Origin of the sequence: Methylovorus sp. MM2 (genome assembly GCF_001648895.1) — a bacterium.
In the GTDB taxonomy this organism is placed as follows: domain Bacteria; phylum Pseudomonadota; class Gammaproteobacteria; order Burkholderiales; family Methylophilaceae; genus MM1.
In genome coordinates, this window is record NZ_LXUF01000011.1 from 395,814 (window position 1) to 417,488 (window position 21,675).

Annotated in this window: 29 protein-coding genes; 2 read left to right on the top strand and 27 right to left on the bottom strand. The window is 47.5% G+C overall.

The features are described 5' to 3' along the window. Window positions 1-16 precede the first annotated feature (16 nt). Window positions 17-763: a Nif3-like dinuclear metal center hexameric protein gene (locus A7981_RS09650; RefSeq protein WP_067267468.1), complete on the bottom strand. Its 747-nt coding sequence runs from the start codon at window positions 761-763 to the stop codon at window positions 17-19. A 56-nt stretch (window positions 764-819) separates the two neighbouring features. On the opposite strand from A7981_RS09650, the gene A7981_RS09655 reads away from it, so the two are divergent. After that, window positions 820-1,977: a Do family serine endopeptidase gene (locus tag A7981_RS09655; protein ID WP_067267469.1), complete on the top strand. Its 1,158-nt coding sequence runs from the start codon at window positions 820-822 to the stop codon at window positions 1,975-1,977. 29 nt (window positions 1,978-2,006) lie between these two features. Here the strand turns inward: A7981_RS09655 and tatC are convergent, their stop codons facing one another. The 25 genes from tatC to A7981_RS09780 all read right to left on the bottom strand — a co-directional run bounded on the left by tatC (window position 2,007) and on the right by A7981_RS09780 (window position 18,566). Next, a complete protein-coding gene (tatC, locus tag A7981_RS09660) occupies window positions 2,007-2,741 on the bottom strand; it encodes a twin-arginine translocase subunit TatC (RefSeq protein WP_067267470.1) in 735 nt (244 codons plus the stop codon). Beyond that, entirely contained in the window at window positions 2,738-3,100 is a 363-nt protein-coding gene (gene tatB, locus A7981_RS09665) for a Sec-independent protein translocase protein TatB (protein WP_067267473.1), read from the bottom strand. The genes tatC and tatB overlap by 4 nt, the downstream gene beginning before the upstream one ends. A gap of 6 nt (window positions 3,101-3,106) precedes the next feature. Further along, on the bottom strand, window positions 3,107-3,322 hold the full coding sequence (tatA, locus tag A7981_RS09670; protein WP_067267474.1) for a Sec-independent protein translocase subunit TatA: 216 nt from the start codon (window positions 3,320-3,322) through the stop codon (window positions 3,107-3,109). A 25-nt stretch (window positions 3,323-3,347) separates the two neighbouring features. Beyond that, window positions 3,348-3,686, bottom strand: a complete 339-nt coding sequence (locus A7981_RS09675) for a histidine triad nucleotide-binding protein (protein ID WP_067267476.1) — start codon at window positions 3,684-3,686, stop codon at window positions 3,348-3,350. A 2-nt stretch (window positions 3,687-3,688) separates the two neighbouring features. Continuing rightward, entirely contained in the window at window positions 3,689-4,006 is a 318-nt protein-coding gene (locus tag A7981_RS09680) for a phosphoribosyl-ATP diphosphatase (RefSeq protein ID WP_067267479.1), read from the bottom strand. Next, window positions 3,999-4,385: a phosphoribosyl-AMP cyclohydrolase gene (gene hisI / locus A7981_RS09685; RefSeq protein ID WP_067267480.1), complete on the bottom strand. Its 387-nt coding sequence runs from the start codon at window positions 4,383-4,385 to the stop codon at window positions 3,999-4,001. The genes A7981_RS09680 and hisI overlap by 8 nt, the downstream gene beginning before the upstream one ends. Continuing rightward, window positions 4,382-5,140, bottom strand: coding sequence for an imidazole glycerol phosphate synthase subunit HisF (gene hisF / locus A7981_RS09690; RefSeq protein ID WP_067267485.1), 759 nt, complete (start codon window positions 5,138-5,140; stop codon window positions 4,382-4,384). Before hisF ends, hisI begins: the two co-directional genes overlap by 4 nt. Beyond that, a complete protein-coding gene (gene hisA / locus A7981_RS09695) occupies window positions 5,140-5,880 on the bottom strand; it encodes a 1-(5-phosphoribosyl)-5-[(5-phosphoribosylamino)methylideneamino]imidazole-4-carboxamide isomerase (RefSeq protein ID WP_067267490.1) in 741 nt (246 codons plus the stop codon). Before hisA ends, hisF begins: the two co-directional genes overlap by 1 nt. 19 nt (window positions 5,881-5,899) lie before the next feature. Continuing rightward, window positions 5,900-6,544: an imidazole glycerol phosphate synthase subunit HisH gene (gene hisH / locus A7981_RS09700; protein WP_067267492.1), complete on the bottom strand. Its 645-nt coding sequence runs from the start codon at window positions 6,542-6,544 to the stop codon at window positions 5,900-5,902. Window positions 6,545-6,569: 25 nt separating this feature from the next. Then, window positions 6,570-7,157 carry an imidazoleglycerol-phosphate dehydratase HisB gene (gene hisB / locus A7981_RS09705; RefSeq protein ID WP_067267494.1) on the bottom strand — a complete coding sequence of 196 codons (588 nt, stop codon included), beginning with the start codon at window positions 7,155-7,157 and terminating at the stop codon, window positions 6,570-6,572. 108 nt (window positions 7,158-7,265) lie between these two features. Continuing rightward, window positions 7,266-7,928 carry a 3-hexulose-6-phosphate synthase gene (gene hxlA, locus A7981_RS09710; RefSeq protein WP_067267496.1) on the bottom strand — a complete coding sequence of 221 codons (663 nt, stop codon included), beginning with the start codon at window positions 7,926-7,928 and terminating at the stop codon, window positions 7,266-7,268. A 177-nt stretch (window positions 7,929-8,105) separates the two neighbouring features. Further along, window positions 8,106-9,167, bottom strand: a complete 1,062-nt coding sequence (gene hisC, locus A7981_RS09715; protein WP_067267497.1) for a histidinol-phosphate transaminase — start codon at window positions 9,165-9,167, stop codon at window positions 8,106-8,108. Beyond that, window positions 9,164-10,462: a histidinol dehydrogenase gene (gene hisD / locus A7981_RS09720; RefSeq protein ID WP_067267499.1), complete on the bottom strand. Its 1,299-nt coding sequence runs from the start codon at window positions 10,460-10,462 to the stop codon at window positions 9,164-9,166. Before hisD ends, hisC begins: the two co-directional genes overlap by 4 nt. Window positions 10,463-10,471: 9 nt before the next feature. Then, the gene (hisG, locus tag A7981_RS09725) at window positions 10,472-11,122 is read right to left on the bottom strand and encodes an ATP phosphoribosyltransferase (RefSeq protein WP_067267501.1); all 651 of its coding nucleotides are present in this window, start codon (window positions 11,120-11,122) and stop codon (window positions 10,472-10,474) included. Window positions 11,123-11,201: 79 nt separating this feature from the next. Beyond that, on the bottom strand, window positions 11,202-12,470 hold the full coding sequence (gene murA, locus A7981_RS09730; RefSeq protein WP_067267502.1) for a UDP-N-acetylglucosamine 1-carboxyvinyltransferase: 1,269 nt from the start codon (window positions 12,468-12,470) through the stop codon (window positions 11,202-11,204). Then, complete coding sequence (gene grxD, locus A7981_RS09735; RefSeq protein ID WP_067267504.1) at window positions 12,471-12,788, bottom strand: Grx4 family monothiol glutaredoxin; 318 nt, start codon at window positions 12,786-12,788, stop codon at window positions 12,471-12,473. It abuts the gene before it with no gap. Window positions 12,789-12,839: 51 nt separating this feature from the next. Beyond that, window positions 12,840-13,085 (bottom strand): BolA family protein, encoded by a 246-nt coding sequence (locus tag A7981_RS09740; protein WP_067267505.1) that lies wholly within the window; start codon window positions 13,083-13,085, stop codon window positions 12,840-12,842. 2 nt (window positions 13,086-13,087) lie between these two features. Continuing rightward, window positions 13,088-13,873, bottom strand: coding sequence for an ABC transporter permease (locus A7981_RS09745; RefSeq protein WP_067267506.1), 786 nt, complete (start codon window positions 13,871-13,873; stop codon window positions 13,088-13,090). Continuing rightward, complete coding sequence (locus A7981_RS09750; protein WP_067267508.1) at window positions 13,873-14,772, bottom strand: ABC transporter ATP-binding protein; 900 nt, start codon at window positions 14,770-14,772, stop codon at window positions 13,873-13,875. Before A7981_RS09750 ends, A7981_RS09745 begins: the two co-directional genes overlap by 1 nt. A 25-nt stretch (window positions 14,773-14,797) precedes the next feature. After that, the gene (locus A7981_RS09755) at window positions 14,798-15,091 is read right to left on the bottom strand and encodes a lipid asymmetry maintenance protein MlaB (protein WP_067267509.1); all 294 of its coding nucleotides are present in this window, start codon (window positions 15,089-15,091) and stop codon (window positions 14,798-14,800) included. 30 nt (window positions 15,092-15,121) lie between these two features. Continuing rightward, window positions 15,122-15,736 carry a phospholipid-binding protein MlaC gene (locus A7981_RS09760; protein WP_067267511.1) on the bottom strand — a complete coding sequence of 205 codons (615 nt, stop codon included), beginning with the start codon at window positions 15,734-15,736 and terminating at the stop codon, window positions 15,122-15,124. A gap of 8 nt (window positions 15,737-15,744) precedes the next feature. Then, window positions 15,745-16,215: an outer membrane lipid asymmetry maintenance protein MlaD gene (gene mlaD / locus A7981_RS09765; RefSeq protein WP_067267513.1), complete on the bottom strand. Its 471-nt coding sequence runs from the start codon at window positions 16,213-16,215 to the stop codon at window positions 15,745-15,747. 13 nt (window positions 16,216-16,228) lie between these two features. Next, the gene (gene mlaE / locus A7981_RS09770) at window positions 16,229-17,023 is read right to left on the bottom strand and encodes a lipid asymmetry maintenance ABC transporter permease subunit MlaE (protein WP_067267514.1); all 795 of its coding nucleotides are present in this window, start codon (window positions 17,021-17,023) and stop codon (window positions 16,229-16,231) included. After that, on the bottom strand, window positions 17,010-17,819 hold the full coding sequence (locus A7981_RS09775; RefSeq protein WP_067267517.1) for an ABC transporter ATP-binding protein: 810 nt from the start codon (window positions 17,817-17,819) through the stop codon (window positions 17,010-17,012). Before A7981_RS09775 ends, mlaE begins: the two co-directional genes overlap by 14 nt. A gap of 105 nt (window positions 17,820-17,924) precedes the next feature. After that, the gene (locus tag A7981_RS09780; protein ID WP_067267525.1) at window positions 17,925-18,566 is read right to left on the bottom strand and encodes a prepilin-type N-terminal cleavage/methylation domain-containing protein; all 642 of its coding nucleotides are present in this window, start codon (window positions 18,564-18,566) and stop codon (window positions 17,925-17,927) included. Between the two features lie 267 nt (window positions 18,567-18,833). Between A7981_RS09780 and A7981_RS09785 the strand changes: the two genes are divergently transcribed. Then, window positions 18,834-20,486 (top strand): sensor histidine kinase KdpD, encoded by a 1,653-nt coding sequence (locus tag A7981_RS09785; protein WP_254258547.1) that lies wholly within the window; start codon window positions 18,834-18,836, stop codon window positions 20,484-20,486. Window positions 20,487-20,488: 2 nt separating this feature from the next. Here A7981_RS09785 and ccsB read toward each other — a convergent pair whose 3' ends face one another. After that, window positions 20,489-21,637: a c-type cytochrome biogenesis protein CcsB gene (gene ccsB / locus A7981_RS09790; protein WP_371440354.1), complete on the bottom strand. Its 1,149-nt coding sequence runs from the start codon at window positions 21,635-21,637 to the stop codon at window positions 20,489-20,491. Window positions 21,638-21,675: the final 38 nt, after the last annotated feature.

The following is a 21,675-nucleotide window of genomic DNA, read 5'->3' on the forward strand; positions in this document are numbered from 1 at the left end:
TAAACCTTAAAACGTTTTATACCGGATTATCTATATCAATAAATTGATGATTTAGCTTGAATTTAACCGCCAGATGCTCTCCCAAGGCTTTGGCACCGTATCGCTCTGTTGCATGATGTCCTGCTGCCATATAGGCAATACCTGACTCGCGGGCGATATGCACGGTTTTTTCTGAAATCTCGCCACTGATATAAAGATCGACACCTAAATCTATCGCCTGCTCGATGTAATCCTGCGCACCACCCGTACACCATGCAATGCGCTTGATCTCTTTACCTGCCTCGCCGATGACCAAAGGCTGCCTATGGAGCCTTTCTCCAACCAGCATGGAAAAAGCATTCAAGTCGATGGCTTGTGACAGTGCCCCATAAGAAATAATGTTTTGTTCACCGGAATAGCCGTGATGTTCGATACCAAGCAATTTTCCAAGCTGAACATTATTCCCGAGCTCAGGGTGCGCATCCAAGGGCAAATGATAGGCAAGTAGATTGATATCGTGATCCAGCAAAAATTTAAGGCGCGCGCGCTTCATGCCAATCACACGGGCATCTTCATTACGCCAGAAATAGCCATGATGCACGATCACAGCATCGGCATTCTCGGCATGGGCGGCCTCTAGCAATGCCATACTCGCGGTGACGCCGGTCACAATCTTCAACACGTCTGACTTACCTTCCACTTGCAAGCCATTTGGGCAATAATCACGGAAGCGATCAACCTGTAGAAATTGTCCGGTATAATGAATTAAATCTTTTAATTTCATCAACTTTCATCCAATAATCAATAATATTTCCCAACCTGAATCCACACAAAACTCACATGCGTAAACTTTGGCTTATTTTTGCACAGACTGTGACTGTTAGTCTTGCTGTTCTCTTTGCTGCACAGACGTTTTATCCCGGCTTGTTAGGAGGGCATGAACAAACTGTTGAAGTAAAAGAAGCGGATAGTGTACCGCAGGCAGTCAACCCGGGCTCATATAGCGTGGCAGCAAAAAAAGCCATGCCGTCGGTGGTCAATATATTCACCAGCAAAAAAGCGGCAGTGAATCCAAACCAACAGTTTATGGATGATCCGTTATTTCGCCATTTCTTTGGTGACCAGCTGGATGATCAGCCGCAACGGGAAAATAGTCTGGGCTCAGGGGTTATCGTCAGCAATCAGGGGTTGATCATCACCAACCACCATGTGGTAGAAGCCGCTGATGAAATTGAGGTTGCCTTAGCTGATGGGCGGACTGTACCTGCTCGTGTTGTGGGCACGGATCCGGAAACGGATCTGGCCATTTTGAAGGTGGATGTTAAGGATCTGCCTGCAATCACTTTTGCCAACCCCGAGAATGTGAAAGTGGGCGATGTAGTCTTGGCCATCGGCAATCCCTTTGGTGTTGGCCAGACGGTTACGCAAGGTATCATCAGCGCGGTGGGGCGCAGCCATTTGGGTATCAATACGTTCGAGAATTTCATACAAACGGATGCGCCAATCAATCCAGGGAATTCTGGTGGCGCACTGATCGACACCGAGGGCAATCTGGTGGGTGTGAATAGCGCCATCTACTCCCGCAGCGGCGGCTCCATGGGTATCGGTTTTGCGATTCCCGTAAGCTTGGCAAAGCAGGTCATGGAGCAGATTGTGCGGCAAGGTAGCGTTACACGCGGCTGGATCGGGATCGAGGCACAAGACATTAGCCCCGAACTGGCAGAGTCATTCAAATTAAAACATGCACAAGGCTCCCTCATCGCCGGTGTGTTGCGTGGTAGCCCTGCTGAGCGCGCCGGATTAAAACCGGGAGACATCCTGCTGGCGATTGATGGCAAAGAGGTAGCTGATAGCTCCAGCATGTTGAACCTGATCGCGGTTTTGAAACCAAATCAGCAAGCGGTACTCAAGATTGCCCGTGCTGAAAAAGAGATGGATGTTCCTATCACGATAGGCAAGCGCCCTAGACCCCAGCCTCAAGCCTCGAACAGAGAGTAAGCACACTCAATCTTTCAATACAATCAATTTTAAGGTTGAATTCGCTCTTCTACACGCGGTGAGATAAAGCGGGCTGTGAATATCCCCGCCTCATATAGCAGCCATAAAGGGACGGCGAGCATGAATTGGGAAATGATATCCGGTGGTGTGAATATCGCACCGACGACAAAAGCGCCGACGATGACGTACCCGCGAATCTCTTTTAGCGTTTTTATGTTCACCATACCGAAATGCACTAGCAATACGACCGCCACTGGCACCTCAAATGCAAACCCGAATGCCATGAACAATGTGCTGACGAAATCCAAGTAACTACCAATATCGGTCATCACCGAGACGCCTGCTGGCGCACTGCCAGCCAAAAAACCGAATATCACGGGAAAGACCGCGTAATAGGCGAAAGCCATCCCAAGAAAGAAAAGCAAGGTGCTGGCAAAAACCAGCGGCGCCATGAATCGACGCTCATGCGCGTATAAGCCAGGGGCGATAAACGACCACGCCTGATAAAGCGTATGCGGCAATGAGATCACAAATGCCGCTAGCATGGCGACCTTCATCGGCACAAAGAATGGCGTTGTGACTGCCGTAGCAATCATATGCCCTCCCTCAGGTAGCTTACTTAAGAGTGGTTGCGCCAATAATGTGTAGAGATGATTGGCAAAAGGGAAAAGTACGATAAACACGACAACGAGGCCGATAATGGCACGCAGCAACCGCATACGCAGTTCAATCAGGTGCGAAATGAAAGTATCAGAATTGCTCATTTAGGAGAGGAGTCGCCATTTGGCTCTGACGAAGTAAGATCTTCATTCGTGGCTTTAGCAGGCGCAGGGCTACTGATGGTCTGCTCTATCTCTTTGACCTCGCCTATGACAGCGGACGTTGATTTACTGATACCGGAATGAATCGTTTGCGCATTTTCTTTGATATCCTGCCTTAGCTGATTCAATTCCGCTACACGCAGCTCGCGATCGATATCCGCTTTGACCGTTGAAACGTATCGCTGAAGACGCCCAACTAGCAAGCCTACTGTACGAGCAACTTTGGGCAATTTTTCCGGGCCGATGACGACTAGCGCAACCACCGCGATAACGACTAACTCGGAAAATGCGATATCGAACACGATAGATTACTGCTTGGTTTTTTGCGTGACTTCACCTTCAACCGTAGTGCTGGAAGATACATCATCCAACTTTGAGGTTTTACTATCCTCTTTTACGGCATCTTTGAAGCTTTTGACTGCTCCACCTACATCGCTGCCGATGTTACGTAGTTTTTTAGTGCCGAATATCAACACCACAACTAACAATACGATCAACCAATGCCAGATACTAAATGAACCCATGTCTGCTCTCCTTACGTTTTATGCACTAAGTCTTTGGCAACGTATCACCGCCGCCAAATGCGTGTACATGGATGTGAAAAACTTCCTGCCCACCTTCAACACCAGTATTGATCATGCTGCGAAAACCTTTCAAGCCCTGCTCCTTCGCCAGCTTTGGGGCTAGCAATAGCATCTTGCCCAATAATGCTTGATGCCGAGGCTCACAGCTCGCCAGACTTTCGATATGCTCTTTAGGGATTACCAAAAAGTGTACAGGAGCCAATGGGTGAATATCATTAAAGGCAATGACTTCATCATCTTCATAGATCTTCTTGGATGGAATATCACCCTTGATGATCTTACAAAAAATGCAATCTGCACTCATCGTTAATCCTTACGTTGTGCTTTTTCAACTAATCCGGATAAACCTTCACGTCTGGCTAGCTCATCCAGCACATCTTGTGGATGCAAGCCGGCATTAGCCAACATAATCAGGCTATGGAACCAAAGATCTGCTGTCTCGTAGATGATCTTCTCAGCATCACCGTCTTTAGCAGCAATAATGGTTTCAGCGGCTTCTTCACCGATTTTTTTTAGAATGCTATCAACACCCTTGGCATATAGCTTTGCGACATAAGATGATTGTGGGTCGGCACTCTTACGCTCTTCGAGTAAATCGGCCAAACGATTAAGCACATCACTCATGATAGATTTCCTTGGGGTCTTTGATGACGGGTTGATCAATCACCCATGCCTCATTTTCAAGCTTCTGGAAGAAGCAATCATGACGACCAGTATGACATGCAATACCGCCAACTTGTTCTACCGTAAGCAATACGACATCCTCATCGCAATCCAGACGAATCTCGTGCACCTTTTGAACATGACCTGACTCTTCACCTTTGTGCCAGAGTTTATTACGCGAGCGCGACCAATAAACAGCCTCTCCGGTATCAACCGTTAGCTTTAAGGCATCACGATTCATCCACGCGAACATTAGTACCTCATTGGTACCGAACTCCTGCGCGATCACGGGCACCAGACCATCGGCAGTCCAGCTTACCTTATCTAGCCAGTCGCTCATAATCGCACCTCAATACCATGTTGTTGCATGTATTCTTTGGCTTCACGCACGGTGAATTCGCCATAGTGAAAGATGCTTGCGGCAAGCACAGCATCAGCACCGCCCTCTTGTACGCCTTCGACCAGATGCATCAAGTTACCAACACCGCCTGAGGCAATGATCGGCACATCGACCGCATCGCTGATCGCACGATTCAACGGAAGATTAAAACCGATCTTCGTGCCATCGCGATCCATACTCGTAACTAGTAGCTCACCTGCCCCTAAAGCAACCATCTTCTTTGCCCACTCGACAGCATCTAAGCCTGTTGCCTTGCGCCCGCCATGGGTAAAGACTTCCCAATGGTCATCGACCTGTTTGGCATCGATAGCAACTACGATGCATTGAGACCCGAAACGACCAGAGGCATCTGCCACCAATTGCGGGTTAAGCACGGCTGAGGTATTGATGCTGACTTTGTCAGCCCCAGCATTCAACAAGCGACGCACATCGTCAACTTCGCGCACACCGCCGCCAACAGTCAACGGAATAAATACCTGAGAAGCAACACGCTCGATAATATTCAGGATAAGACCACGGTTATCAGAACTCGCCGTGATATCAAGAAAAGTAAGTTCATCTGCACCCTGCTCATCGTAGCGACGAGCAATCTCAACTGGGTCACCGGCATCCCGTAGCTCAAGGAAATTGACACCCTTGACCACACGGCCATCAGTCACATCCAAGCAGGGAATGATGCGTTTAGCGAGGGGCATCAGCCATTCAACTCATCTGCCAGCTTTTGCGCTGCGGCAAAATCAAGTGTGCCTTCGTAGATGGCACGGCCAGTGATTGCGCCCATGATACCTTCGTCTTCAACCGCACACAGATTGCGCACATCATCAAGATTAGTGATGCCGCCACTGGCGATCACAGGAATCTTCAACGCCTGCGCCAAAGCCACTGTGGCCTCAATATTCACGCCACTCAGCATGCCATCACGGCCGATATCCGTATAGACCACAGCCTCCACACCGTAATCTTCAAACTTCTTGGCAAGGTCGATCACATCATGACCTGTCAACTTTGACCAACCGTCAACGGCGACCTTACCGTCTTTCGCATCCAAACCGACAATGATCTGACCGGGGAAGGCGTAACATGCTTCGTGCAGAAACCCTGGATTCTTGACCGCAGCAGTGCCGATAATCACATAATCGATGCCATTATCGAGGTAGCGCTCTATGGTCTCAAGATCGCGGATACCGCCACCCAACTGGATAGGTATCTCACCACCGACAGCTTCTACAATCGCTTTGATCGCAGCCTCATTAACCGGCTTACCGGCAAAAGCACCGTTCAGGTCAACCAAGTGCAGACGTTTACCGCCCTGATCCACCCAATGACGGGCCATGGCCCCCGGATCTTCGGAGAAGACCGTAGCATCTTCCATCAGACCTTGTTTTAAACGAACACAGTGACCGTCTTTAAGGTCGATAGCAGGAATAATCAGCATAATATTTTATAAAGAATAATTAAGGACGACCGTCCCACTGGACGAAATTGGATAAAAGTTGCAAGCCAGCATGCTGGCTTTTTTCCGGGTGAAATTGTACAGCGAATATATTATCGCGCGCGACGCAACTAGTGAAGCGTTCAGGATATTCACTGACCGCTGAAATCAAAGTGCCGTCTTGCGGGGCAACATAATAACTGTGCACGTAATAGAACCTGGCACCATCTTCAATGCCACGCCAAAGTGGGTGTGCTTTCGTTTGGTAAACTTGGTTCCAGCCCATGTGGGGCACCTTAAGTTTACGCCCACCGCTATCGTGCATATCCTGTGCTGCAAAACGCTTGACGTTACCATCAAGTATGCCTAAACCAGCTGCATTACCTTCTTCGCTATGCTCGAAAAGCAACTGTAAGCCGATACATATGCCCAAGAAAGGTTTATTGGCAGCAGCAGACTTAACAGCATCTCGTAAGCCACGCGCATCCAATTCCCTGACACAATCAGGCATCGCGCCTTGCCCAGGAAAAACGACACGGCCAGCAGCAGCGATCTCTTGCGGATCGCTGGTCACCAGCACATGTTTATCAGGAGCCACATGCTCCAAGGCTTTCGACACAGAGCGTAGGTTGCCCATGCCATAATCAACTACTGCAATATCAATCATTTTGTTTTTGTTTGCTACAAAGTGACTATAAAGAACCTTTAGTAGATGGCATGATACCTGCCATACGAGCATCAGCCTCTAATGCCATGCGCAATGCACGGCCGAATGCCTTGAAAACAGTTTCAGCTTGATGGTGTGCATTCACACCCTTTAAATTATCAATATGCAGGGTGACCAAGGCATGGTTCGCAAAACCTTGAAAGAACTCATGTACCAAGTCTACATCGAACTCGCCGATCTGCGCACGTGTAAACTTCACATTGAATTCAAGCCCCGGACGTCCGGATATATCCAGCACGACGCGTGACAAAGCCTCGTCTAGCGGCACATAAGCGTGCCCATAACGACGAATCCCTTTTTTATCGCCGATCGCCTTGGCAAAAGCCTGGCCTAAGGTGATCCCGATATCTTCAACTGTGTGATGCGCATCAATGTGTAAATCGCCTTTAGCTTCAACACTGATATCCATCATCCCATGGCGGGCGATCTGATCCAGCATGTGGTCAAGGAAACCCAGACCTGTTGAAAATTTGGATACACCAGTACCATCAAGATTAATGCTCACACTAATCTGTGTCTCTAATGTATTACGATTAACTTCTGCGATACGCATTTCTATATTGCCTCTAAATACAAATTCACGCTTAAAAATTAAAACCGCTGCAAAACCCCGACTTTAGTCTGTTTTGCAGCGGCCTTATTTTACGGCTATATCGAGTGTTTAGCTAAAAAGCTTTTTCACCCAACCGAACAGACCACCGCAGCTACCGCCTTTAGCGATTGAGCTGATTTCTGCAGCAGCAGCAGCAGGATCAGCAGCACCGTAGATAGCAGCACCAGCAACAACGATTGTTGCACCAGCATCAACTACTTGTTTCACTGTAGCAGCTTTAACGCCACCAGCAACAGAGATCTTCAAGCCAGTGTTCAGGCCCGCAACCAAAGCCAAATCAGTGAAAGGTGTTTGACCAGCAGCTTGCTGGTCAAGACCAGTGTGCACACCAATGATGTGCGCGCCAACAGCAGCTACAGCTTTAACAACTTCAGCTTTGTTAGGTACGTTGATCAAGTCAACTTGTGCTTCTTTACCGTACTTGTTAGCAACATCAACTACACCTTTGATAGTGCCGATGTCAGAGATACCAAGTACTGTCACGATGTCAGCACCAGCCTTGAAGAATGGCTCAGCTTCGTAGTAACCAGCATCTGCTGTCTTCAAGTCAACAAGGATCTTGTTGTTTGGGAATTTTGCACGAAGAACCTTGAGCAATTCGATACCGTTATGCTTGATGCATGGTGTACCGATTTCAAGGATGTCTACGTGTGGAGCAACAGTAGTAGCAAGTGCTACAGTTGCGTCGAAATCTAATGAATCTAGTGCCATTTGAACTAATGGTTTTGCCACGATACTTCCTCCACTTAATAACAATATAGGTCAGGTGTCTAATGAATAACCGCACTATGATACATTTTTTCTGTATTTTAAGGGAAGTTATCCGTTCAATCGCAAGATTTTCTTACTATTTTCATCAAAATTTCACGATGATGTGTTTCATTACAGCTAAGCTAGTATATCTTTTAAAGCATCCACAAGTGCATCACATTGCGCATCTGTACCGATAGTAATCCGCATATAAGGCACGACACGTGCAGGATTCTTGAAATGCCGCACGATAATACTACGTTCGCGCAATTTGGCAGTCAGTTCAGCGCCATCGCGCACTGCATGTTTGGCAAAGATAAAGTTAGCGCCTGAAGGCAATATTTCGAACCCTAATGATTCTAATCGGCTCACTAAGTTTCCGCGAGTTGCTATCACTTTATGACGAGTCTCTTCAAAATAAGCCTTGTCATTGACTGCAGCTACCGCACCTGCGATGGCAAAACGATCAAGCGGGTAAGAATTGAAACTATCTTTAACGCGATTTAGTGCATCGATCAAGTCAATATGACCGATTGCGTAACCGACCCTGAGGCCTGCCAGAGAGCGCGCTTTCGATAAAGTATGCGTGACGAGCAATTGCGGATAACGATCAACTAGACTAATGGCTGATTCCCCACCGAAATCGATATACGCTTCATCAATCACTACTACAGATTCTGTATTGGCTTTGAGTAACCGCTCAATCTCCGCTAAAGACAGGAGTCGACCAGTTGGCGCATTGGGATTCGGAAAAACGATCCCGCCATTAGGCTGCTTATAATCTTCAACGACTATCTCGAAAGCATCATTTAGCGGGATAGTTTTATATTCAATCCCATAAAGACCGCAATACACAGGATAAAAACTGTACGTGATATCCGGGAAAAGCAAAGGTTGCTCATGCTTGAGTAAGGCTTGGAATACATGGGCGAGCACTTCATCCGACCCATTACCGACAAATACTTGTACAGGCTCTACCTCATAAAAATCAGCAATCGCAGCCTTTAGCTGATCTGAATTAGGGTCAGGATATAGTCGTAGTGTATCTGCTGCCTCAGCCTGCAATGCCCCGATCACCTTAGGGCTAGGACCATAAGGATTTTCATTGGTATTGAGCTTGATCAGATTGTTTAGCTTAGGCTGCTCTCCCGGGATATAAGGAGTGAGCCCGTGCACTACGGCGCTCCAGAACTTGCTCATTTTTTCAGCCGATACTCAGCAGAACGTGCATGCGCTTGCAGACCTTCCCCATATGCCAACGTAGCTGCAACCTTACCTAACTTTTGCGCCCCTTCTGCCGATACCATAATCAGGCTAGAACGCTTCTGGAAGTCATAAACGCCCAATGGGGAAGAGAAGCGTGCGGTGCGCGAGGTTGGTAATACGTGATTAGGTCCCGCACAGTAATCGCCAATCGCTTCGCAGGTATCGCGCCCCATGAAGATAGCACCTGCGTGTTTGATCTTCTTGCTAAATGCCAAGGGATCATCGACCGAAAGCTCTAAGTGTTCTGGCGCAATATAATTAGCGATACGGGCGGCTTCATCAAGGTCTTTTACCTGAATCAACGCGCCGCGGTCTTGCAATGAAGTACGAATAATGTCTTTACGCGGCATCTCTTCAACCAACCGGTCGATGCTTGCGGCCACTTTATCCAGAAACGCCGCATCGGGTGAAAGCAGAATAGCCTGCGCAAGTTCATCATGCTCAGCTTGTGAGAACAGATCCATGGCAACCCAATCAGGATTGGTCTTACCATCGCAGATCACAAGGATCTCAGAAGGCCCGGCGACCATATCGATGCCGACAACACCGAACACGCGACGCTTAGCCGCCGCCACATAAGCATTACCAGGGCCCACGATCTTATCAACCTGAGGCACGGTCTGCGTGCCATAAGCCAACGCCCCAACAGCCTGCGCGCCACCGATACAGAATACGCGATCCACACCACACACTGCTGCAGCGGCGAGAACGAGCTGATTCTTTTCACCATTCGGTGTCGGTACCACCATGATCAGTTCCTGCACGCCAGCAACTTTGGCAGGGATGGCATTCATGAGGACAGAAGACGGGTAAGCGGCTTTACCGCCCGGCACATATAAACCAACACGATCAAGCGAAGTCACTTGCTGACCCAGCAATGTGCCGTCATCTTCAGTGTATGTCCAAGAAGACATCAATTGCTTCTCGTGATAGATACGTACACGTTCAGCAGCATGCTGCAATGCATCCCGTCTATCGGCTGGTAAACCATCTAGTGCTGCCTGAAGCTCAGCCTTAGGAATCTCAAGCTCATTTAAGCTGTTAACACTTAAGCGATCAAATTTTTGCGTATATTCAAGTACTGCCGCATCACCGCGCTGCCTGACATTGCGCAGAATATCGGCAACTACTAGATCGACCTCATCATCCTGCGCTGTTTCAAAAGCCAGCAACTGTTTCAGCTTGCTATCGAAATCACTATCTATCGTAGAAAATCTTCTGATATCCATCATAACAACCTATTTATCTTCATTCGCTGCCACAGCCTTGGCAAAACTATCCATGATCGGCTGTAACAAATCACGCTTAAGCTTGAGCGATGCCTGATTAACGACTAAACGCGAGCTAATGTCGCCAACCTCTTCTACAGCTTTTAAATTATTTGCACGTAGCGTACCGCCCGTGCTGACCAGATCGACAATCGCATCGGCCAGCCCCACCAATGGGCCAAGCTCCATAGAGCCGTAGAGTTTGATCAAGTCTACATGCATGCCTTTATTAGCAAAATGCTCACGCGCCGTCTGTACGTATTTAGTCACGACTTTCAATCGTGCACCACGGCGTATGGAACCGAAGTAATCGAAATCCTCACGCACAGCCACCATCATCTTGCAACGCGCGATCTTTAAATCAAGCGGCTGGTATAAGCCTGCGCCCCCATGTTCGTTCAGCACATCTTTACCGGCGATACCTAAATCGGCTGCACCATATTGCACATAGGTCGGCACATCAGTTGCGCGGACGATGATTAGGCGAACATCTGGTCTATTTGTAGGTAAGATAAGTTTGCGGGAAGCCTCAGGGTCTTCGAGCGCAGTAATCCCCGCCGCTGCCAGTAGGGGTACTGTCTCTTCAAATATCCGGCCTTTGGATAAGGCGATGGTAATCATTTAGTGTGTAGTTTCTTATTATCAAAATTGCGTTAATAAACAGATAATAACGCGAAGACGATTTTTATTTAAGCGGACTTTAATGAATACGCTTAACTTTAGCGCCTAGGGCGGTCAACTTCTCTTCCAGATGTTCATACCCGCGATCCAGATGATAGATACGCTCTATGGTGGTTTCACCGCGTGCAACAAGCCCAGCCAACACAAGACTTGCAGAAGCCCGCAAGTCAGTCGCCATCACGATGGCACCATCAAGATAATCAACACCACGGACAATTGCGGTGTTACCTTCCACCTCGATTTGAGCGCCTAATCGCTGCATTTCCTGCACATGCATAAAGCGATTCTCGAAAATCGTTTCAATCACGCTCGCCGCGCCAGTAGCAATAGTATTCAACGCCATGAATTGTGCCTGCATATCGGTAGGGAATGCAGGATGTGGCGCAGTACGAACATTCACCGCTTTAAGTTTGCCATTGCTCTTGATACTAATGCTATTCGCATCATGCTCGATCTCCGCACCCGCTTCGCGTAATTTATCGATTACTGCATCCAGCAGGTCAGCGCGCGCGTTATTCAGTTTGATATTGCCACCCGTCATCGCAGCGGCAACGAGATAGGTACCTGCCTCGATACGGTCACAGACCACGCTATGCTCAGCGCCATGCAGGCGCTCAACGCCATGTACGGTAATCACATCGGTACCTGCGCCTTCGATTCGCGCACCCATCTTGGTGAGGCACTCCGCCATATCGACCACTTCAGGCTCACGTGCTGAATTTTCAAGCACAGTTGTACCCTCAGCAAGTGCAGCTGCCATCATGAGGTTTTCTGTACCAGTGACAGTGACGATATCCATGAAAATACGTGCGCCTTGCAAACGCTTATTCGGCAAATGCGCAGTACTCGCTTCGATGTATCCGTGCTCAATATGTATCTCGGCACCCATCGCTTGCAAGCCTTTGATATGCAAGTCAACCGGGCGTGAACCGATAGCACAGCCGCCCGGCAAAGAGACGCGCGCATGGCCGAACCGTGCCAACAATGGCCCCAAGACCAGAATTGATGCGCGCATGGTTTTCACCATTTCATAGGGTGCTTCATGCGAAGTGATATTGCCAGCATCCAAAGTGACCTGATTGGCGCCATGCTGTGTGACTTGCACGCCCATGTGCTCAAGCAATTTAAATGTCGTACCTACATCACGTAGCTGGGGGACACTGCTCAACACCAAGGGTGTTTCTGCTAGCAATGCTGCACAGAGAATCGGCAGTGCGGCATTTTTGGCACCGGATATCTGCACTTCACCGTTTAAGGGAAAGCCACCTTCTATAACGAGTTTATCCAATTAAACGCCAGCCTCAGCTAACAATTTCTGCAATTCGCCTTGTTGGTACAAGTCTTTCATAATGTCTGACCCGCCAATAAATTCGCCGTTGATATAAAGCTGAGGCGTTGTTGGCCAATTCGCATAAATCTTGATGCCTTCACGAATCGCAGGATCAGCCAGTACGTCCACCGTCACCAGATCCTTCACGCCACAAGCTTGCAGAATCTGGATAGCCAAACCTGAAAAACCACACTGCGGGAATTTCGGGCTACCCTTCATATAAAGAATGACAAGATTTGATGTCACTTGACTCTTAATTAACGCTTGTGTATCCATCTGAATATCTCCAATTTATTTTTTTGAAAAATTAGCAGCTTCTGATTTTTATCAGATATTGGCCTTAGCCCAAGCTTCAGGGGTAAATGTACGCATCGACAGTGCGTGAATCTCCTGCCGCATGCGATCCCCTAGTGCCTGATAAACTAATTGGTGCTGCTGTACCATATTTCTACCAGCAAACATTGGACTGACAATCACGGCCTCAAAATGCTGGCCGTCATCGCCCAACACCTGCACATAATCACAAGCTAAGCCTTGGCTTATGTAATCTTTTACATCGTTAGCACTGACCAAGTTTACCCCCTAAGCTTATAGCCGGATTTAAGCATCGCTAATGTCAAACCTGACAAAGCCAGAAAACTTGCAATGATAACGCTAAGGCTGATCCAAGGGGAAATATCTCCCACGCCAAAGAACCCATAGCGGAACCCATCAATCATGTAAAAGAAAGGATTCAGGTGCGAAACCGTTTGCCAGAATGATGGCAATGAATGTATCGAGTAAAAAACGCCAGACAAGAATGAAAGCGGCATGATGATAAAGTTCTGAAACGCCGCCATCTGGTCGAACTTATCTGCCCATATACCAGCGATGATACCGAACGCGCCTAACAATGCACTGCCAAGTATCGCAAATGCCAATATGAATATCGGATGCGCTAATGGTAGATCGATAAAGATAATGGCAACCAGGTAAATACCCAAGCCAACCACTAGCCCGCGAATAATCGATGCCGCAAGAAATGCGACAAACAGTTCAAGATAGGTAAGCGGCGTCAATAATACAAAAATAATATTACCCATCACTTTTGCTTGTATCAGGCTAGATGAGCTATTGGCAAAAGCGTTCTGCAATAACGACATCATGATGAGTCCTGGAATCAAAAACGCGGTATAGCTGACTCCGGGATAGACCTCTACACGTTTATCTAATACATGTGAAAAAACCAGCAAATACAACAACGCGGTCATCACAGGTGCAGCGACTGTCTGAAAGCTTACACGCCAAAAACGGATGATCTCTTTTTTGAACAGCGTCCACGGCCCGCGAAATTTGAATAATTGCGTATTATCCGCTTGCATTATCGCCCCACCAGATCGACAAACACGTCTTCAAGGTCCGCTTCCAGCAATTGCATATCGACCACCGGAATGTTAGCGCTACGCAGTTCACCCAGTATCCACTCCACTTGGGCAATATCACTCAGCAGGAATATATAAGCATCATTATCTTGAGATTTCAGGATAGATTTTAACGATGTCGGCAATTCGACTTGCCCAAGCGTCACACGCAAACTTTTACTTGGCAACCGCTTCAGCAGATTACTAGTACTATCAAGTGCGACGATCTTACCTTGCTTCATCATGCCGACACGCGTACAGAGTATTTCAGCTTCTTCAAGATAATGCGTTGTCAGGATAATGGTATGCCCCTCGCGATTGAGGCGCTTTATGAATTCCCACATTGTTTGCCGCAGCTCAACATCAACACCAGCTGTTGGTTCATCGAGCACGATGACGGGGGGTTTATGTGCCAGCGCCTGTGCGATCAACGCACGTCGCTTCATGCCGCCAGATAAACGACGCATATTGGTATGCGCTTTATCAGTTAAGCCTAAGGCTTCAATCACCTCATCGACCCATGCATCATTCTCGCGGCCACGGCCAAAGTAACCCGCCTGAAAACGTAGCATCTCACGCACATTAAAGAATGGATCGAACACCAACTCTTGTGGCACTACGCCTAACAATTGACGCGCTTGGCGATATTGATCTACTACGTCATAACCCATGACCGATATATTGCCATTTGTAGGGCGTAACAACCCTGCCAAAATATTGATTAGCGTGGACTTTCCAGCGCCATTAGGGCCAAGCAAGCCAAAGAACTCACCTTGCTCAATCGTCAGGTCGACACCGTTTAGCGCATGCAATGCACCAAAACTTTTATGGACCTGTTGAATATTAATAGCGGGAATCATGGCTAGATAGGCGAACGCCTAAAGCTTAATGTGCAGTTTGCGGAATAAGTTCGATAACGCCGTAAAGCGTTGCGAGGCTAATCAGGTTCGCAGGAAAATTACTAAAGACGACTTTGCATTTCTGCGCATGCGCATTACGCAACCACTCGAATATCAGCGCAATCGTAGCCGTATCGACGTCAGACACATCCTTAAGATCGATCTCGAATTTTTTTGGCATAGTCAACGCTTCGGCCTCGACAAGCAGGGCATTAACATTCGACATTGTCATTGCCCCGCTAATCAACCAGCGTTCATCTTGCAGTGTAATTTGAGCCAAAGGTAATTCTTTCAGATTTAAGCGCCCTGCTTACTTAGCAGGGGCAGCCTCTTTATTCTTGGTAACTAGCTTCTGAATTAAACCATCCATGCCTGACTGGCGAATCTCATTGCTGAACTGGCCGCGATAGTTAGTCACCAAGCTAACGCCTTCAATCACGATGTCATAAACCTTCCAGCCATCTGCACCTTTTTCTAAGCTGTAGTCGACACCAATCGGCTGACCACCAGGTTGCAAGATCAACGTCTTAACAGTCACTTCTTTGTCTTCTGGTTGCGCACGCAAAGGCTTGTATTCCAGCGTCTGATTCTTGTATTTAGATAATGCTGAAGCATAAGTTCTAATCAACAACGTACGGAATTCACGTTGAAAAGCATCTTGCTGCTCTTTAGTGGCACCACTCCAGTTTTTACCAAGCACCATACGGGATACACGGTCAAAATTAAAGTTTGGCAGAATCTTTTCTTCAGCAAGCTGGAAGATTTTCTTCTGGTCGCCAGCCTGAATATCCTTATCTTTTTTGACGATAGCCAAGACATCTTCTGCGGTTGATTTAACAAGCGCATCTGGCGCGATCTCAGCCAGTGCAGCGCTAGAGAATGCAATAAGGGTCAAGCTTAAGAACCAATTCATCAAACTTTTCATATATTCGCCTATTTTTTATCTTCTGAGTCAGAAGCTTTGTTGTACAAGAACTGACTGATCATTTTTTCCAACACTACTGCATCCTGCGTATGGGTGATTTTATCACCGTTCTTTAGTGCCTCATCATCACCGCCAGCCTCAAGCCCGATATATTGCTCACCTAGCAAGCCAGCCGTATAGATATTGGCAAATGTGTCCTTAGGAAAGCTATAACGCTTATCCACGCTAATAGTTACAACAGCTTCGTATGTCTTGTTATCGAACTGGATGCTGCTGATACGCCCGACTACAACACCTGCACTTTTCACAGGTGCTCGTGGCTTTAGACCACCAATATTCTCAAAAGCTGCACTGACTGAATAAGTTTCTCCAAGCGTGCCGGAAGTCAGATTACCGACTTTCATCGCCAAACCGAAAATAGCCGCCGCACCTGCCGCCGCGAAGATACCTACCCATAAATCTATCGTTGTACGTTCCATTTATTTTCCTTTATTACGCGCCTATCATGAACGATGTCATAATAAAATCCAGCCCCAGAACCGCAAGCGACGAGTTGACCACCGTACGGGTCGTAGCACGGCTAACGCCCTCTGCCGTCGGCGGCGCATCGAAACCTTCAAACAATGCAATCATCGTACAAGCCACACCAAAGACAAAGCTTTTGATGACGCCATTGACAACATCCACACGCCAATCCACATTAGCCTGCATCTGTGACCAGAACGCCCCGTTATCCACACCGATCAACGGCACTGCCACGAGATAGCCGCCTAGCACACCTACCATTGAGAACATGGCAGCCAATAATGGCATCGAGATTACTCCAGCCCAGAAGCGCGGAGCCACAACACGCGCAATAGGACTTACCGCCATCATCTCCATCGCAGACAATTGCTCTGTTGCTTTCATGAGGCCAATCTCAGCCGTGATGGCTGTGCCAGCACGCCCTGCAAACAACAGGGCAGTCACTACCGGGCCAAGTTCTCGCACTAGCGACAAGGCAACCAATACACCGATCGCATCAGACGAACCATATTTCTGCAATGTGTTATAGCCTTGCAAGGCTAACACCATGCCCACGAAAAAAGCTGATACAAGGATAATAATCAGAGACATTACCCCAGTGAAATAAATCTCACGAATCGTCAGGTGCAGACGACGAAAACTCTCGCCCGAATAAATCAGCGTATAAACAAAGAAGCGCGCACCAGAGCCAAAGCGCCAAACACGATCAATCAGACGGTGACCTATACCACGCAATGCGCTAGATACCTTACTCAGCATCATGGCCTCTCAACATATCTTTCTTGTAATCAGGTGCTGCATAATGGAATGGCACAGGACCATCCACCTCGCCATGCACAAACTGGTGCACAAATGGCAACTCGGACTTACGTAAATCATCTGGCGTACCTTCAGTTTCTACCACGCCATTGGCCACGATATACACGTAATCCGCAATCGAGAATGCCTCTTTTACGTCATGCGTCACGAGAATAGACGTGGCGCCAAGCGCATCGTTCAAACTGCGGATCAGGTTACAGGTCACGCTCATAGAAATGGGGTCTAAACCAGTGAATGGCTCGTCGTACATGATAATCGCGGGATCTAGGGCAATCGCGCGCGCCAAAGCTACACGTCTCGCCATACCGCCAGAAAGCTCAGTTGGCATGAGGTTACGCGCACCACGCAAACCAACCGCGTTCAGCTTCATCATGACAAGATCACGCACGATAGATTCCGGTAAATCGGTATGCTCGCGAATCGGGAATGCTACATTTTCATAAACGGACAAATCAGTGAACAAGGCGCCGAATTGAAATAACATGCCCATTTTACGACGCAATAGATAAAGACCGTGACGATTCTGCTTATGCACGACCTCGCCATCCACCAACACTTTTCCGTGTGTGGGCTTTAGCTGTCCGCCAATCAACCGCAACAACGTTGTCTTACCGCTGCCGCTGCCGCCCATGATGGCAATCACCTTGCCACGGGCAAAAGACATATTGATGCCTTTGTGTAGCAAACGACCTTTATAGCCAAAAGAGAGATTGTCGATTTCGACGATGTTGTCGGACATGGTGATTGGTAGTGTTGTAATTCTGCTTATTTTAAAGCAATTCTGTACCAATACGTAAGTTAAAAACAAAAAAGCCCGCCGAAGCGGGCTTTTTTACAACATTCATTAAAATGCCATACATACTGTGTATGCGTTAGCAGGAATAATATTAGCAGTCACCGTTGCGGCAGCGCCTGTAACTGCTGTTGGAGTCGCTCTCATTGACCCTGTTGATGTATCCCCATCATCCATTAACACATCAAGATCTATAGCAGCTGTCCCCAAAATACCATCAGAGCATACGGCAAAAGAACCTGTCATATTAGTAATTTTGTTAAAAGCAGCCACACTTTGAATACCAATGCTTCCGCCATTCGCATTACGGGGCCGATAGTTTGCATCAGCCGTATTAGTTGGCCCAGGCGCAAGGTTTGCAAGCCTTACATGCTGCCAAAACAAGAAAGACTCATCGCCTATGGCGCTAGAATCCCATGCGCCTTCAATTAAACCATTCTGGGTTCCATTCGCAGCAGGAGTGGCCAATGCCCCCAAATGGGCGATCACCGCCCGATCATCCCCAGGTAAAGCTCGAAATCTATCTTGATATCCATATATATACGTTTGAATATTACGAAAATCACTAGCCATATTCTTAACGCGAGCATTATTTATTAGCTCTTGCCCCTTCAAAACACCACCGAGCAATAAACCAATAATCACCAGTACGATCGCCAATTCGATCAACGTAAACCCAGACTGCTTTTTCATTATGCTATCCTAATCCTTAAGCACACCGATAAATTCAAACGCCTGATTGCGCGTAGAACAATGTCAATAATTTTGAGTTATGGTGCAAATCGCGTGCCAATATCGAATTTAAGCAAAACATGATAAAACATCACCTAATTAGGTAGCTTAAGCAAGATTAATAGCAATACTGCGTCAATATTTCATCAACACTGACAATTTTATGACAGATTTTAGAAAACCTAACCCACGATGATAGGCAACTTTAAAAGAAAAATTAGATCGTTGATGCGCCATCAGTGGGAGCTAGCCCTCATGCTGCTATCTCTACATGCAATATTGATTGCGGGCGTGAATAGCACTTTTCAGACGGCACTTGTTATCAGCCATTTTGGTTTCTTTTTGCTTTGGCAGCCTGTTTGGCGCACACAAGAAAAACCTTCAGTACCGGCATTAGCACTTTTAAGTGCAGGTGTGGTCGTCATGGTGTTTTTCTTAAGTTGGTGGCTGCTTGCATTCTGGATATCTGTTCTTTTTGCATTGCTAGGTGGCCGCATATTCTCTACACAAGCCAAAAGCGCAAGACTTGGCTACTTACTAGCGGCAGGCTATATGCTTGCCTGTCTGCTCATGTGGGTGGTGCCAAAACTATTGCACAACACGACAGAGCTTGCAGCTGCGAGATTGGTCGTGATCTATTGCTTGCCGCTAATGCCACTCGGTATTTTGTTTACTCGCATTGCAAAAGCCGACAGTGGACAACCGCCTATTCTGGATTTTTTCTACACCTTACTGCTTTTGCTGCTTGCGATCATTCTCGTGCTTGGTGCTTTTGCGGTGCAGGCATCCAGTGAGGCGATGTATGCCGAGATCATATTTGAAACATTATTAGGTCTTGCAGCAGCCTTGGTAGTGATTAGTTGGTTATGGAACCCACGCTCAGGATTTGTCGGTATAGGCCACCTGCTATCGCGCTATCTGTTAAGTGTTGGATTACCTTTCGAGCAGTGGGTGAAAAGCATTGCCGAGCTTGCAGATAAAGAATCCAGCCCGCAGGAGTTCACTAATAAAGCCATGCAGGAAGTGTTAGCACTGCCTTGGGTGAGCGGCGTGACTTGGGGCACTGCCGATGGTGCTGGCACCATCGGTAACCAGACACAACATTTATCGAATCTTGATTTTCAGGAATTTCATATCAGCATCCACACCGACGCCCCCCTGACCCCCGCATTGACAATTCACCTGAAGTTGCTTGGGCAGATATTGAATGAATTCTACGAGGCAAAGCGACGTGAAGAGACCTTAAAGCAAAATGTCTATATGCAGGCGATATATGAAACAGGGTCACGCCTGACACATGACATCAAGAACCTGGTGCAATCCATGAGCGCGCTCTGCAATGCAGCAGAACATACCCCAGAAGCGGACAATGACCGATTATTAGCTTTGCTACGTCGCCAATTACCTTTATTAAACCAGCGACTGGCACGCACACTGGAAAAATTACAGGAACCGCAAAAAGAAACTACCCAGCAGACACCGGCATTGGAGTGGTGGAACGCATTAAAAGAACGATATATTCAACACAAAGTTATGTTTGTTGCCAATGAAATCCCGGCATTTGAGGTTGATGCAGAATTACTGGATAGCGTGTTGGAAAACTTGCTACAGAATGCACTTGAGAAAAGTAAATCGGATACCAGCATCACCATTAAAGCGGAGATCGTTGCAGAAGATGGTTTTTGCGTTGAGGTAACGGATACGGGTAAAGCAATGCCGTCAAACATCGCAGAGCAATTATTTAAAAAGCAGATCGGCTCTGAGAATGGTTTAGGCGTTGGGCTGTATCACGCGGGCAGACAGGCGGAACAGTCCGGCTACACTTTGACGCTGGCTGAGAACCTGAACGGCGGTGTTAAATTCAGGATATACCGCCGCTAGCTCTAAAGCTCGCCGTATGAGTGCAAGCCTGACAGGAACATATTGACACCAAGGAAAGCGAACGTGGTGACCAGCAAACCAACCAATGCCCACCATGCCAAGAGTTCACCACGCAGGCCTTTAACCAAGCGCAAATGTAACCATGCTGCATAATTGAGCCAGACGATGAGCGCCCATGTTTCTTTAGGATCCCAAGACCAATAGCCTCCCCAGGCTTCCGCTGCCCACATGGCGCCAAGAATGGTCGCAATGGTAAAGAAAGCAAACCCAACGGCGATGGACTTGTACATGACGTCATCAAGTACTTCAAGTTTTGGTAAGCGGCTGGCAAGGATACCGCGACTAGCCAGCAAGTAAGCACTTGCTACCATTGCAGCAAGCGAAAATGAACCGTAGCCGATAAAGTTGGCTGGTACGTGTATCTTCATCCAATAGGATTGCAGGGCAGGCACTAGCGGCTGAATGGATTGCGCCTGACGATCAAAGGTGTACCAAAGAATGAAGCCCACTGCTGCATTCACGACCAGTAAAACAAACCCACCAAGCTGCTTGGTTTCATAACGACGCTCGTAATAGAGGTATAGCAACGAGGTGATCAGACAGAACAACACGAAAACCTCATACAGATTGCTGATAGGGATGTGCCCGACTTCTGGCGCGATTAGGTAACTCTCGTACCAGCGCACCATGAGGCCGACAAACCCCATCAACACAGCCAGCCAGGTGAGGCTAGTCGCCACTTTTCCAGAAAAAATAGAGCGTGAGAAAAGAGCAAACCAATAGGTAAGCATCGCCAACACAAACAGCACATTCATCCACATGATAGAAGATTGGCTGGAGATAAGGAATTTGAGCAGGAATGCATGATCCGCACGCTCAAGATCACCGTGATACAAACTAATAGAAAATAGACTGACGGCTGCGATTGCAATCATCAATAAACGAATCGGCTTCCATTGCCAGCCAAGCACACTAAACACAATGACAGCGCCAAACAAGAAACCGGTTTCGTAAGCATCCATATAAACGCCATATTGGCTAAAGGCGTATACAGCACCTACCAGCAATAGCAATGCATATACCCAGTCATGCCAGTGCAGGCGTTTTAGAAGTGGCTGGGGAACATCATCTATCAACAAGCTATTCATCATTATTCCTGATCTTCAAGTTTTCAGTCGTTCTATCGGCT